The 12,972-nt window shown below is 45.6% G+C and carries 13 protein-coding genes; 9 read left to right on the top strand and 4 right to left on the bottom strand.

Annotation, left to right across the window (positions count from 1 at the left end):
- Positions 1-67 precede the first annotated feature (67 nt).
- On the top strand, positions 68-1,012 hold the full coding sequence (locus tag BFP72_RS12300; RefSeq protein WP_099599419.1) for a hypothetical protein: 945 nt from the start codon (positions 68-70) through the stop codon (positions 1,010-1,012).
- Here BFP72_RS12300 and BFP72_RS12295 read toward each other — a convergent pair whose 3' ends face one another.
- The 3 genes from BFP72_RS12295 to BFP72_RS12285 form a co-directional block, all read right to left on the bottom strand.
- Positions 1,013-1,678, bottom strand: coding sequence for a DUF4159 domain-containing protein (locus tag BFP72_RS12295; RefSeq protein ID WP_099599418.1), 666 nt, complete (start codon positions 1,676-1,678; stop codon positions 1,013-1,015).
- Positions 1,671-2,591 (bottom strand): DUF6089 family protein, encoded by a 921-nt coding sequence (locus BFP72_RS12290; protein ID WP_099599417.1) that lies wholly within the window; start codon positions 2,589-2,591, stop codon positions 1,671-1,673. Before BFP72_RS12290 ends, BFP72_RS12295 begins: the two co-directional genes overlap by 8 nt.
- Positions 2,592-2,692: 101 nt before the next feature.
- Positions 2,693-3,301, bottom strand: a complete 609-nt coding sequence (locus BFP72_RS12285; RefSeq protein ID WP_099599416.1) for a bifunctional 2-polyprenyl-6-hydroxyphenol methylase/3-demethylubiquinol 3-O-methyltransferase UbiG — start codon at positions 3,299-3,301, stop codon at positions 2,693-2,695.
- Positions 3,302-3,478: 177 nt separating this feature from the next.
- On the opposite strand from BFP72_RS12285, the gene BFP72_RS12280 reads away from it, so the two are divergent.
- A complete protein-coding gene (locus BFP72_RS12280; protein ID WP_158233391.1) occupies positions 3,479-6,082 on the top strand; it encodes a WG repeat-containing protein in 2,604 nt (867 codons plus the stop codon).
- A 201-nt stretch (positions 6,083-6,283) separates the two neighbouring features.
- On the opposite strand, the gene tpx is transcribed toward BFP72_RS12280, so the two are convergent.
- Entirely contained in the window at positions 6,284-6,784 is a 501-nt protein-coding gene (gene tpx, locus BFP72_RS12275) for a thiol peroxidase (RefSeq protein WP_099600776.1), read from the bottom strand.
- A gap of 243 nt (positions 6,785-7,027) precedes the next feature.
- Here tpx and BFP72_RS12270 point away from each other — a divergent pair, with 243 nt between their 5' ends.
- The 7 genes from BFP72_RS12270 (at position 7,028) to BFP72_RS12240 (ending at position 12,932) form a co-directional block, all read left to right on the top strand.
- Entirely contained in the window at positions 7,028-7,366 is a 339-nt protein-coding gene (locus tag BFP72_RS12270) for a tRNA-binding protein (protein ID WP_099599414.1), read from the top strand.
- Between the two features lie 209 nt (positions 7,367-7,575).
- Entirely contained in the window at positions 7,576-8,163 is a 588-nt protein-coding gene (locus tag BFP72_RS12265; RefSeq protein WP_099599413.1) for a hypothetical protein, read from the top strand.
- Between the two features lie 163 nt (positions 8,164-8,326).
- Positions 8,327-9,784, top strand: a complete 1,458-nt coding sequence (locus BFP72_RS12260; RefSeq protein WP_099599412.1) for a circularly permuted type 2 ATP-grasp protein — start codon at positions 8,327-8,329, stop codon at positions 9,782-9,784.
- A 106-nt stretch (positions 9,785-9,890) separates the two neighbouring features.
- Positions 9,891-10,826 carry an alpha-E domain-containing protein gene (locus BFP72_RS12255; RefSeq protein ID WP_099599411.1) on the top strand — a complete coding sequence of 312 codons (936 nt, stop codon included), beginning with the start codon at positions 9,891-9,893 and terminating at the stop codon, positions 10,824-10,826.
- 2 nt (positions 10,827-10,828) lie between these two features.
- Positions 10,829-11,677 carry a transglutaminase family protein gene (locus tag BFP72_RS12250; RefSeq protein WP_099599410.1) on the top strand — a complete coding sequence of 283 codons (849 nt, stop codon included), beginning with the start codon at positions 10,829-10,831 and terminating at the stop codon, positions 11,675-11,677.
- Between the two features lie 6 nt (positions 11,678-11,683).
- Complete coding sequence (locus BFP72_RS12245; RefSeq protein WP_099599409.1) at positions 11,684-12,397, top strand: peptidase; 714 nt, start codon at positions 11,684-11,686, stop codon at positions 12,395-12,397.
- Positions 12,398-12,401: 4 nt separating this feature from the next.
- A complete protein-coding gene (locus BFP72_RS12240) occupies positions 12,402-12,932 on the top strand; it encodes a methylated-DNA--[protein]-cysteine S-methyltransferase (RefSeq protein ID WP_099599408.1) in 531 nt (176 codons plus the stop codon).
- The last annotated feature ends 40 nt before the right edge of the window (positions 12,933-12,972 follow it).

Raw genomic sequence — 12,972 nt, 5'->3', positions numbered from 1 at the left:
CTCTCTAATGTTTTAGATTCGCTTTAGTAGTAAAGCGTAAAAAATACGGGTATTAAAATCAAGGCATATGTATGAAGTGAAAAAGGCTCCAATAGGGAGGTTCGAGGCGTATAGGTTGATCCATAGAGATACATTAGAGTATGTCGAGATTTTGACAGGGTTTGGTGCGGGTATCAACGATTTTGTGGTGAAAAATCAGCAAGGTGATTTGGTGTCCTATGTGGATGGGTACCGCAGTGAAGAGGAAGTCATGAAGACGCATCATTTCAAGTTCAAAGGGTCTAAATTGTCCCCTTTTCCCAATCGGCTCACGGCCGGCCGTTATGAGTTTGAGGGACAGAGCTATCAGATGTATATCAACGAGATCGATAGAAACAATAATTTGCATGCATTGTTGCACAACAAACCTTTTGAAGTGATTGAGACCATAGACGGGGATACCGAATGCAAACTTGTTTTGGGTTATGACTATCTCGGGACAGAAACAGGTTACCCGTTTGCTTATCGCGTGATGATAGAGGTAGTGTACGGAGAGGACGGAGTGTCTTTCGGTACTCAAGTTGAAAATACAGGATACTCTACTCTGCCTATTGGAGATGGGTGGCATCCCTATTTTCAATTTGATCAAGGGCTATCCCAGGTAGAATTGCAGATAGGAGCGGCTAAGCGCATTTCTTCATTGGTAGGCAATGCTGTGTCTGACACTCATGGTTTTGAGGTCGCGAGTAGTATGGGGAGTTGTGCCTTGGACGATTGTTTTGCTGTAGTGGATGGAGGAGCAGGGCCATTTGTGGTGTCGATGTATGATACTTCCAATGCTTTGGAACTGCAGCTATGGCAAGACAAAAGCTATGGTTACTGCCAAATCTATTCTCCTGATACCCGTCATCAATTGGCTGTGGAGCCTGTGTCATGTCCACCCAATGCTTTCAATACAGGAGAAGGGTTGGTGGTATTGTCTCAGGGAGAAAAATGTCACTTCATGTTTGGGATCAAGGCCCAGAACCGCTAGCTACTGCATGAATGCATAGCTGATGATGTTGGCCCCCATTTGAAGAGCTTTGAGTCGTACGCTTTCGGGATCGTTGTAAATGGATTGGTCTTCCCAGCCGTTGCCTAGATCCGATTCATAGGAGTAGAAGCATACCAGCCGACCTTCATGGATGATTCCAAAGCCCTGTGCTGGCTTGCCGTCGTGTTCGTGGATTTTGGGTAGCCCATTCGGGAATTTGAATTTTTGTTGGTAGATCGGGTGGTCCGGAGGGAGCTCCACGAATTCCAATCCTGGAAATACCTTTTTCATTTCCAAACGAATAAATGGGTCCAATCCATAATTGTCGTCGATATGCAAGAATCCCCCAGAGATCAAGTAGTTTCTAAGGTTTTCTGCCTCATGGGGTGAGAGTACAATGTTGCCGTGACCGGTCAGGTAGGTGTAGGGATAGAGAAAGAGGTCTGGGCTGCCGATTTCTACAACTTCATCCTCGGTATCGAGGTTGGTGTGGAGCTGTTGGTTGCAGAATACTGCCAGATTGGGTAGGGCGGTTTTGTTGCCGTACCAGTCCCCGCCTCCGTTGTATTTGACTTTGGCGATTTGGATTTTGTTTTGAGCAAGAAGGGCTGTGCTACAAGCGCTAGTCCATAGGACGAGTAAAAATATACGTTTAAGATCAGTCATATGCTCCTGGTTTGCCTAGTATCTTGCCCTTTCGACCTCTTCCTTTCTTGGAACGAAAGACGTCTTTGGGTAGATAGATTTCCAAGTTGAAATTGAGCATAAAGTAAGAGTCAAACTTACCATTGCCCCGTTGTGCTCCTGGGATCAATTCGTCAAACGCTTCTTGGTTGATGATGTATACGTCACTCTCAAATTTGCGATTGCTGAGTGAAGAAGAGATGGTGCCATCTGGGTAGCCTGTACCGTCACCATTGGGGTCGGCATAGTCGCCGTGTACATCGTCGAGATAGCCCGTAAAGGCAAAACGGTAGCCCGCATCTACTCCCAGATTCATGAATTCATTGATGGCGAGTTTGACACCCAAATCGACAGGGATGATCCAAGCCGCCTTGCCGTAAGAGTCTGTTTCGGTACGGTAGTCTCGTAGAGGGTAGGTTTTGATTTTGTCAGCTTGTGTATCGTACAGATCTGCTTTTGGGTTGAAGAAGGTTTGGCCTACACCAATGGCAACATAGGGCTCGTAGGGTCTTCTCTTGTAGTATTTTTTGTTGTATTTGAACAGGTAGTAGACCATCTGTGCTTGCCACTCGTGATTGACTGAGTGAAAGGAGAGGTTGCGTTGCCTGTTGTAGGAACTGTCTGCCGCATTTTTGTCACTGCCTTCAAGTTTGTATACCGTGTATTGTACGCGTGCGGCGATTCTAGAGTAGAGTCGGGCCTCTGCTCCGATGTTGAAGTGCGAGAGTCCCGAAGTGAAGGGTTTACCATTGGTCAAGTCTCCCACATAGCCCGTCCACCCTGTCCCTGCAAACACAGAGAAATACCGATCATGGTACTGCCAATCGAAGAAATTCTGCGATTTCCCTGTCAGTGAAGTGAGTAGGAGTATTGAAAAAAGAATTGTCCGAAGCATATCTATCTATTAGCCCATCAAAATTATGGAATACCCATAAGATTCAGCGGTGGATAGGATAGTAATATTACAAATTATTGATGCCAAGCGTGCAGATCGATTTAGTTTTTTCTTAGGACAAGGGTTGCCATACTTCGCATTTGATCTACCACGACAGTTTTGATAGGCTCTATGTGTTCATAGCCAAATCTACTTGTAAGATGTTCGATTTTGGAGGAGTCGATCAAGTAGCGTAGGCTGCCGTCCGGTAGGAGGTGTTGTGCTGACGCACTCGGTTCTAAGTTGAGTCCTACGTCGGAAGTCATCCGGATGAAGAGCGTGCCTCCTGGCTTGAGTACACGGGTCATTTCTTGGATGGCTGACCAAAATACCTCGTCGCTTGGGCAGAAATGCAGTACTGCACTGGAGATCACTAGTTCGAAACTTTGGTCTGCGTAGGGCATATCTGCTATATCGCCCGTAGTGAACCTTTCCTTGTCGTAGGGTGCGTAGTTGGCTCCTACGATGAATTGGAGCATGCGGATAGCGTCAGGGTTTTGGTCTATGCCATAGACTTGATACCTGTTGTTGAGGAAGTAGATCAAGTTTCGACCTTCACCGCATCCTGCATCTAGGATGTTGGCATCAGGTAATACATGTCCTTTGAGTAAATGGTCCAAAAGGTAGAGGTCAATGTTCCCGAGTTCTTTGTTGAGTTGTTGTATGTCCATATAGAGTGGTGTCTTTGGACAAAAATAGGTGGACTATTGGTATATCCTATGGGGAGACCGTATTCGTGTATGGGAGGTGGTGTCTTCATGTGTTCATTTCCCTTTGATTTGTCTTGGGCATGAATTGGGTTCCTCCGAAATGATTATTTTCGCATAATGACCAGACGAAAATTCTTGATGAAAACCAATGCAGTCCTGTGGGTGCTGATGTTTTGTGCGCAGTTGCTTTGGGCAGATCGATCCAAACAGGCCTTGCGGGCAATCGAAAAGGAAGAGTTTGAGAAGGCAGAAGCATACCTAGAACGATCGTACGAAAAGGATACATTGAACCCGCTGGTTTTTTATGCATACGCACAGCTGTATGTCGCGGAGGCTTATGACAACCGCGACGTGGATGTAGCCCATGATTATATTTTGCATGCCATAGATTTGCTTCCTGACCGTACCGAAGATCACAGTGATGAGATAGACAAGGCGGATTTGACGCCAGATGATTTTGATGGGGCCAAGACAAGGATCGATAGTGTGGCATATGGTCGTGCACGTGAGAGGGATGAGTTGACGGCATATGCTTTCTTTATTTCACACTATTCGGATGCGGTAGAAGTGCCTGAGGCAAAGACCCGGCGCGACGAGCTGGCTTTTGCAGCAGCGGAGAGACAAGGGGATTGGCAAGCTTATGAAGATTTCATCAAGCAATACCCTGATGCAGCACAGTACCTCATCGCCAAGCGTCGGTTCGAAACTTTGGCCTATGAGGCCAAAACCAGATCCAATGCTTTGGCTGAGCTGGAAGATTTTTTGATTGAGTTTCCCAATACTCCCTATCGCTCTGTGGTCGAACAAAAGATATATGACAAGAGAGTTGCAGGACTGGAAGAGGGTCAGATATTGGAATTTATTAATTCCTACCACAATAACAAATTGACACGTCGAGCCTTAGGCTTACTGTATCATACGGTGGGGTTGGATGCTTCCAAACTCAAACCTTTCAATCAGCAAGTGTACCAGCAGTTTATGGATTCGGTTGCACGCTTAGAACTTCTCAATCAACAGGTACTCTATCCGTTTTATTTTGAGGGGGAGTATGCTTTTTATGACGTGGATGGGAATGAATTTTTGGGAGGGCCTTATGAGGACATTAGTTTGGACTACCTCTGTGGCAATGTCACCGAGCAGATTTTGGAAGTGAAGCAAAACAATGTGTTCTCGTTGATCAACCGTGAAGGGACGGTGATCTATCAGGGGTTTATCGATTCGTACAAGGACCTAGGCTCCGGTGTACTGTGTATCAGCGAAAACGGAATGAAGGGAGCGATATACAAAACGGGTGACGTGATTTTACCAAATCGATACGAGGAGGTCACTGTGCTCAATCAGCAGTTGGTGGCGTTTAGAGAAAATGGTAAAATGGGTCTGGTCAGTATCACAGGGGAAATATACTTGGATCCAGCATATGATGATATTTACATGGAAGGACCGTTTTGGGTGGTCGAACAAGATGGGGTTTTTGGTGTAACCAATCTTCACCAAATTTTGACCAATGAAAAGAAGATTGATTTGAAGTACGAAGAAGTGGAACTAATCAATGACAAGCACATTGTTGGGTATACGTCAGATTATGAGACACTTCTAGACGAGCATTTGCGAGTACTGAGTCCAGACTCCAGCGTGAGTATCAATACTGTCTATGAGACTTGGACGTTTCGGACGGCTCAGGGCTACTATATCTACGATCAGCAAGATGATCAGCTGACAGAGGCGGTCTACGATGATGTGTTGCAGAACTACGAATGGCTAGGGCTCAGACAAGCTGAAAAGTGGGCAGTGTACAACAAAAACATCCATGACGAACCCATACTCAATGTGGATTCAGTGAAGTTGATAGGAGAAGACATGGTCATTGTATTTCGAGACAATCAGGGGATGGCGATTTTTCCTAACAAAAAGGTGATCGATGTACAAGAGGGTGAATACATCCAAGCTTTGAGTTCGAGTCGCCGCTTGGGGGTACATTATCTGGTGATCAAGCGCAATGGGAAGCAATACCTCTATGGTGACGGGGAGTTGTTGTTTGCGGAGAGCTATGACGAATTGGGGTTTATTGCAGACTCGGTGTTTTCGGTCAAGCGTGATGGACAATACGGTGCAGTGGACGAAAAAGGGCGACCAATCATGCGTGTGCGCTATGATGCGATCATGGAGGCCAAAGATGGTGTTGCAGATGTGTTGTACCGTGGCAAGTTTGGAGCATACAATTTTACGGAGCGTATCTTGCTCAATCTAGAGTATGAGGAGAAGATCAGAGTCTACAGCGACGCTCTGTATGTGGTCAAAACAGAGGGGGGATATGGAATCCTAGATGATCACAACCATACCTTGGTGGAGGGGCGCTATGACCAGATTGTGTATTGGACGGACAGTGCCTTTCTCGCCCAGGAGGAGGGAAGATGGCTTGTTCGCAATGTCTATGATGAGTTGGTACATATAGATCGCATCGATGGATACGATTTTTTGAGTAAGGTAGCAGGAGGTCAAACCATCGAAATCCGTGTAGATAATCTGTACGGGGTGTATCACAGTACCTTGGGCTTGGTGATTCCACCTGTGTTCAATGACATATACAACCTAGGGAGTGCTGAGAAAAACATCTATTTTGCCGAAAAGCGTTTTGCGGAAGCGGACTATTATGTAGTTGTGTATTATGATTATGCCGGCAATAAGATCCGCTCGGAAGCATATAGAGGAAATGAGTATGAATTAATCGTCTGTGAGGACTAACCCACGCTCACTTTCTTTCCTCTAAATAAATGCAGCTGGTTGCAAGTGGTAAAGATCTCGCGAGAACACATTCATGTTCAATGTATCTTCTACATTACAATCGAAACCTTAAACAAATGAATGGTAGAGGTTTCGATTGGCAAACTAATACTTTTTTTGATTTCTCAAAGTCTAATGTTAAGAGATATTGGCTATAGTTTTTTAAGCCAATGCAGCCATAGCTGCGTCATAGTTTGGCTCGTCTACAGTTTCAGCGACTTGCTCGGTGTAGAGTACTGTGCCTTTCTCATCCAGTACGATGATGCACCGCGAATGTAGACCTCTCAAAGGACCATCGATGATGTCTAGTCCATAGTTTTGGCCAAAGCTACCGTCGACAAAGTCCGAAGCAGTGGTGACGTTTTCTATGCCTTCAGCACCACAAAAGCGTCCCAGGGCAAATGGTAGATCTCTAGAGACGCAAAGGACTTTGGTGTTGTCGAGTTTGGAAGCCTCCTGATTGAACTTGCGAACAGAAGCTGCGCATGTGCCAGTATCCACGCTCGGGAAGATGTTGAGGATCAATTTGGACCCTGCAAACTCTGCCAAACTGACGCCAGAGAGGTCACTTTTGACCAAGTTGAAATCTGGAGCTTGACTGCCTACTGTGGGCAATTCACTTGAGGTATGGATTTCGTTTCCTTTTAATGTAATTGTTGACATGATGTAGTATTGATTGATAAATAGTAAATATACTACATATGGATACTCGATTGTTGAAAATTGGTTTGGGATGTTTAGAGTTTTTTTGGCTGGTTTCAATAGGGAATGAAACAGAGCACTAACGTGACTTTGAATAGCGCCATGACGATTCCTTTTAGGAAGGTTTAGTTTTTGATTTGCAGGCCTAGTAGAGTATGTTTTATGCTCCTTTGGTCTTAGTGGAGAGTGGTTTAGTTTTGGGCTATGGAAAATCATATAACATGGTCTGAGTTTCAAAAAGTGGACATCAGAGTGGGGACGGTACTGAAGGCTCGTGTATTTGAAGAAGCGAGGAACCCTGCCTATCAATTGGTGCTTGATTTTGGAGAACTCGGTCAGCGCAAGACCTCTGCCCAAGTGACTAAGCTGTATGCACCAGAGGATTTGATAGGCAGACAGGTGTTGGCAGTGGTCAATTTCCCTCCCAAGCAGATCGCCAACATGATGAGTGAGTGTCTCCTGCTCGGCGCAATAGGAGAAGAAGGGAGTGTCACGATTGTTCAGCCTGAGAGGTCAGTGAGCAATGGCCAACGTATCGGTTGATGTATTAAGGGATAGTTATTCTTTTGTGCTTTTATTCTCAAGAATTGTTGGCAGAAGTTATGCTTTGATTAAGGTCCTGGATTGGGGCTTGCCGAATGAGTCAAGAATGTTTGCTTTGTGGGTAGAATAAAGAATCAATATGCTCTGCGAGTGATTGATCTTCTACATTCAAAAACACGTCTGATGTGAATCAGATTGAATCAGCTGCCATGAAGAGAAAAATAGTTTGTAGTGCTTGTGCGTTGTTGTTGTCCATCGGGATTTGTGCTCAGGGGGACCCTCACAATGAATCGGGGTTCATTGTGACGCCCGATGAGGTGATTTATGGAGATGTCACGATCAATGTGGATGGAAATGATTTGATGATTCGGACGGGCCGACATATCTACAACTGGACGGCAGATAAAGTAACAAAGGTCGCTGTGATCAATCCTGAGACTGGTATGACTGAAAAGTATGTCTCGGGAACGTTTGGCATGAATGAGCAAAATTTTTTCTTTGAGGTACTATCGGATGGCAAGATTGTGTTGCTCTACCGAGAAGGACTCAAGTTTAGCAAGTACGACGAGTTGGAGTATGCCCCATACTATGTATTGATGGACGGAGTGATTCACTCCTTGGCGCAAAGCAAAAAGGAGTTTATGGGATTATTTGCAGAGCATCACGAAAATGAAATGTCAGATTTTATCAAGGAGAAAGGGATTGATTTGAAGAACCGTTCGGATTTGACTAAGGCCTTTGATTATTACAATACGAAATTTGGCGGGTCAGAGAGCTATTTTGTAACGAACCGGTAAGGTAGACAAAGCTCCCTGCTTGATGACAGGTATGCTGTATTGCAGTTTATGACATGACTAAAGAGTGAATGACCCGCGTCATATGTCATAATAATTGATTGTCATGAATCCTATTTTTGTCTGACACCCTGATGGGTGTGGTAGTAGAAAAAAACCGACAGACATGAATGGGAAAATATTAGAATCGTATGCGGTCAACGATCGACTCTTGGATGAGGTGTTTGATCATGGTGGAGTAATCAAGAAACCTTACGAGCGAGTTTTCGATCATTTCAATAGATATGGTGCCGAGGATTTTAAGCGAGTCAATGAAGCGACCAAATTATCCTTTTTGCTGCAAGGGATCACCTTTGCTACTTATGCGGATAACCCGAAAGGAACGGAGAGGATCTTTCCGTTCGATTTGATGCCACGTATCATCACGAGTACCGAATGGGCACGATTGGAAGAGGGCTTGATCCAACGAAATGTTGCCATCAATTTATTTCTCAAAGACATTTACAACGAAAAGAAAATACTCAAGGATAAAGTCGTTCCTGCAGAATTGATATTTTCTTCGGTCAATTACAACAAATACATGGTGGGCTTTGAGCCTCCAGGAGGGGTGTACAATCATATCTCTGGGACCGATCTGATCAAGCATAGTGATGATAATTTTTATGTGTTGGAAGACAATGTGCGTTGTCCGTCTGGGGTGAGTTATGTGCTGAGCAATCGAGATGCTCTGAAAAAGTCACTTTCAGTACTTTTCAAGCAATTGAAGGTCGGGACGGTATTTGACTATCCAGCCGCCTTAGCAACTTGTATGCATTCGGTAGCACCTGAAGGCGTAGATGCTGCACGGTGTGCGGTGCTCACTCCAGGGATTTACAATTCGGCGTACTATGAGCATAGTTTTCTGGCTCAGAGCATGGGAATGGAGTTGGTCGAAGGTCGGGATTTGTTTGTGGATCATGGATTTCTCTATATGAAGACGATCTATGGGCGAAAGAAATTGGATGTGCTCTATCGGCGCATTGATGACGAATTTTTGGATCCGTTGGTGTTCAATCCGGATTCTATGCTCGGAGTGCCTGGGTTGATGGATGTCTACCGCCAAGGCAATGTCAGTCTGATCAATGCCCCTGGTACAGGTGCATCGGATGACAAAGCGGTCTATTCCTATATGCCACAAATTGTTAAGTATTATTTGGATCAAGATCCAATCCTGCAAAATGTACACACCTATCAGTGTGAAAACCCTGTGGAGATGGATCATGTACTGCAGCACATCGAAGAACTCGTCGTGAAGCCTGTCGACCAGAGTGGAGGCTATGGGATATTCGTAGGGAGTGCTGCGACCAAGGCCGAGTGCGAGGAGATGCGGGCCAAGATCAAGGATGATCCTCGGGAGTATGTTGCTCAGCCTATCATGAGTCTATCGTCACACTCTACCTACATCGATGAGACCAATCAGTTCGAGCCCCGGCACGTGGACTTACGAGCTTTTACCTTGCTAGGCAAGGACTATGAGTTTGTGCTCAAAGGGGGGCTGACACGCGTAGCACTCAAGAGAGGTAGTCTGATTGTCAATTCGTCGCAAGGTGGAGGAGCCAAGGATACATGGGTAGCTGATGTGTGACCACCGACTGGAGTGATCACAGGGGTCAGATGCTCCAGATAGTCGTGATTCAATCAATAAAGTGTAACTCCTGAGACACTCGTTTCAGGTCAAAATCTAAGAGAATATGTTGGCGAGAGTAGCGGATAATTTGTATTGGTTTGGTAGGTATATAGAGCGCTCTGAGCATCTGAGTCGCTATCTCAATGTGCAATATTTTTCGGCATTGGATACCACTTCTGATTTGCAACGAGAGTTGGCCTTGAAAAGCATCATCAATATGGTGGGGCTGGACGAATCTAGCGAGTATGCGTTTGAGGAGGATATTTTGGTGGCGGTTGCGATGGATGAGGGCAATAGCGCATCGATCAAGTCATGTATGCATTTTGCCAGAGAGAACGCTCGTGGAGCCCGTGATTTGATATCCACGGATGTGTGGAATGCGATGAATAAATTTTATCGATTTATCCATGATTACCCTGAGGACTTTTACAAAACAAAGGGGTTGTACGATTTTACGAATACTACAATAGAGAACTGTGCAATCATCAAGTACCGTGTCGAGTCGACTATGCTCCATGATGAAGTGTGGGCTTTCATCAAGATGGGACTGCACCTCGAGCGTGCAATACAGGTGACTCGGATACTAATCAGCAAGTTCAACGACATCAATGAGTTGGAAGAGAGTAAAGAAAACCACTCTGTGGCAAGTTTTCAATTGGGGTCTTTGCTCAAATCGGCGGAGGGTTTGGATATGTATCATCGCGAATACTCGATTTTGCCGCAGGAGAAGCAGGTACTGGAATTTATGGTGCTCAATGAGCGTTTTCCACGATCCATTGCATACAATATCAGTGAGTTGCAGCAATACCTGCTGCAGGTAGGGGTGAGAAAAAACACCGAGAAAAATAGCATCGAATGGAGTATAGGGCGTAAGAGTGAATTTCTGAAATACTGTACGGTAGAAGAGATAGAAGACGACCCATTGGCATTTTTGGGAGATACGCTGACTTACTTGAACCAATTGAATAATTTGCTGAGCAAAGAATACTTGAATTACTAAATATGCCGACGTATCAGGTCAGTTATCAAACTCAGAATTCGTATGAGTACCCTGTCAACGAAGCGTTGTTTGCGTTGCTCGTGTTGCCAGCAGCAGACGAATACCAATCATTCGTGTCGTTCACCGTTCAAAACAACATTGGAGAAGGGCATTACTTGCAACCTAATTTGCACGGGTTTGACCAGTTGATGATTCGTGCGAGTGGTGAGTTTACGGCACTTTCGCTGCAGGTAGATTGCCAAGTGGAAGTGGCAGAGATCAATCCCTATGAGCAGGCGGAGGAGCCCAATGTTCAAGAAAATGAGCTTTTGAACTCCATAGGGTTTAAGATAGATCATCATGCTTTTTTGGCGCCTACACGGACGACATCTATCATTCGTGAGCAATTACCCGTATTGATGCATCAGGCTTCAGGTCAGAGCTGTAGTGATTTTTTGAATCAAATCAATCGATATATTTTTGAAAACTTTAGCTTTTATGAGGGAGTGAATAGCCTATTGAGCACACCGAGTTCTACGCTGGAGACTCGGGCAGGTGTATGCCAAGATTTCGCACAGCTTTTCATCGCGACCTGTCGGGCCAATGGCATTCCGGCGCGCTATGTGTCAGGATATCTCAACCAAGGGGAGGGACACATCGGGAGCGCTATGATGCACGCTTGGGTAGAGGCATTGATCCCAGGGGTTGGTTGGCAGGGTTATGACCCTACAAACAACCTGTTGAGAGATAGCCATTATATCAAAGTGTGTCACGGGGTGGATTATGAAGATTGTTCACCGATTCGTGGGGTTTTGAGCACTCAAGGTGATAATTTTACCTCCTATACCGTACAAGTAACCCAACAACAGTAAACGCACATGACCTACTGCTTAGGAATCAAAGTCAAACAAGGACTGCTGGCTATCTCGGATACCCGATTGACCTCAGGGTCAGAGACGACCATTGGTAAGAAGTACTACAGCTATTGCAAAGACAAACAAGCACTTTTCGTGATGACTTCTGGTTTGCGTTCTGTGCGGGACAAAGCACTCGTGTATTTCAGAGAGGTGATCGAAGGGGAAAAGAATGATTTCAAGAAAATGTATGAGGTCGCCAATGCACTGGGCAATCAAATCAAAAAAGTCGCAAAGGAGGACAAAAAGTCACTCATGGATTCGGGGTTGCAGTTCAATCTGCATGCTATCATAGGAGGTCAGTTGTCTGGTGATTCGGAGCACAGGTTGTTTTTGATTTACCCGGAGGGCAATTGGATCGAAGTGGGTGAGGGTTCGCCCTTCATCATCATTGGCAACTCGGGCTATGGCAAGCCGATTTTGAGTCGGACGTTGACCAAGGATTCTACCCTGCAGTTTGCCTTGAAGACAGGCTTCTTGTCGTTTGATTCTACCCGCGTGAGTGCCAATGACGTGGATTTTCCGATCGACGTGCTCAAGTACGAGCACGACAGTTTCGACATCAAGCATCATCGCTACGAACTCACAGACATGCATGCCGTGTCGGAGTTTTGGGGGGAGCAATTGACTCAAGCCATCAAGCAGGTGCCAGAGGATTGGATCAAAGAGACCTTGTAGGTTCATGGCAGATACCATCGACTACCAGTACTACAAAAGTCCCGTGGGAGAACTCATCATCGGCTCATACGGTGGAGAGATATGTCTCTGTGACTGGCGCTACCGCAAGCAGCGCGAAGCGGTAGACAAGAGGATATGGTCTGCTCTTGATGCCGTGATGGTGGAGAAGGACAGTACAACTGTCCAAGCTTGTATCCAGCAACTTCAGGAGTATTTTGTAGGAGAACGGCGGGAATTTGACTTGTCCCTACGTTTAGTGGGGTCTGATTTTCAAAAGGAGGTATGGGGGCATTTGATGCAAGTGCCTTATGGTCAGACCAAAAGTTACTTGGCTTTGGCACAGAGTCTCAACAACGAAGGAGCCATTCGTGCTGTGGCATCTGCCAATGGGGCCAATGCCCTATCGATCGTTGTGCCTTGTCATCGCATCATAGGTAGCGACGGGTCTTTGACGGGCTATGCCGGTGGCTTGCCAGCCAAAAAGCGCCTATTGGAACTGGAAGGGAGCCTATTGCATCAGATTTCTTTGTTCTGACTGGTGTACGTGGTGGTTTAGGTTTGTTCATAGAAACTTA

The sequence above is a fragment of the Reichenbachiella sp. 5M10 genome (genome assembly GCF_002742335.1).
Lineage (GTDB): Bacteria > Bacteroidota > Bacteroidia > Cytophagales > Cyclobacteriaceae > Reichenbachiella.
This window is presented reverse-complemented; position numbering and strand designations above follow the sequence as displayed.

What these genes read in the sequence shown, in the direction of transcription:
- BFP72_RS12300 (WP_099599419.1), top strand. Translation starts at nt 68, where the DNA reads ATGTATGAAGTGAAAAAGGCTCCAATAGGGAGGTTCGAGGCGTATAGG.
- BFP72_RS12295 (WP_099599418.1), bottom strand. Translation starts at nt 1,678, where the DNA reads ATGACTGATCTTAAACGTATATTTTTACTCGTCCTATGGACTAGCGCT.
- BFP72_RS12290 (WP_099599417.1), bottom strand. Translation starts at nt 2,591, where the DNA reads ATGCTTCGGACAATTCTTTTTTCAATACTCCTACTCACTTCACTGACA.
- BFP72_RS12285 (WP_099599416.1), bottom strand. Translation starts at nt 3,301, where the DNA reads ATGGACATACAACAACTCAACAAAGAACTCGGGAACATTGACCTCTAC.
- BFP72_RS12280 (WP_158233391.1), top strand. Translation starts at nt 3,479, where the DNA reads ATGAAAACCAATGCAGTCCTGTGGGTGCTGATGTTTTGTGCGCAGTTG.
- tpx (WP_099600776.1), bottom strand. Translation starts at nt 6,784, where the DNA reads ATGTCAACAATTACATTAAAAGGAAACGAAATCCATACCTCAAGTGAA.
- BFP72_RS12270 (WP_099599414.1), top strand. Translation starts at nt 7,028, where the DNA reads ATGGAAAATCATATAACATGGTCTGAGTTTCAAAAAGTGGACATCAGA.
- BFP72_RS12265 (WP_099599413.1), top strand. Translation starts at nt 7,576, where the DNA reads ATGAAGAGAAAAATAGTTTGTAGTGCTTGTGCGTTGTTGTTGTCCATC.
- BFP72_RS12260 (WP_099599412.1), top strand. Translation starts at nt 8,327, where the DNA reads ATGAATGGGAAAATATTAGAATCGTATGCGGTCAACGATCGACTCTTG.
- BFP72_RS12255 (WP_099599411.1), top strand. Translation starts at nt 9,891, where the DNA reads ATGTTGGCGAGAGTAGCGGATAATTTGTATTGGTTTGGTAGGTATATA.
- BFP72_RS12250 (WP_099599410.1), top strand. Translation starts at nt 10,829, where the DNA reads ATGCCGACGTATCAGGTCAGTTATCAAACTCAGAATTCGTATGAGTAC.
- BFP72_RS12245 (WP_099599409.1), top strand. Translation starts at nt 11,684, where the DNA reads ATGACCTACTGCTTAGGAATCAAAGTCAAACAAGGACTGCTGGCTATC.
- BFP72_RS12240 (WP_099599408.1), top strand. Translation starts at nt 12,402, where the DNA reads ATGGCAGATACCATCGACTACCAGTACTACAAAAGTCCCGTGGGAGAA.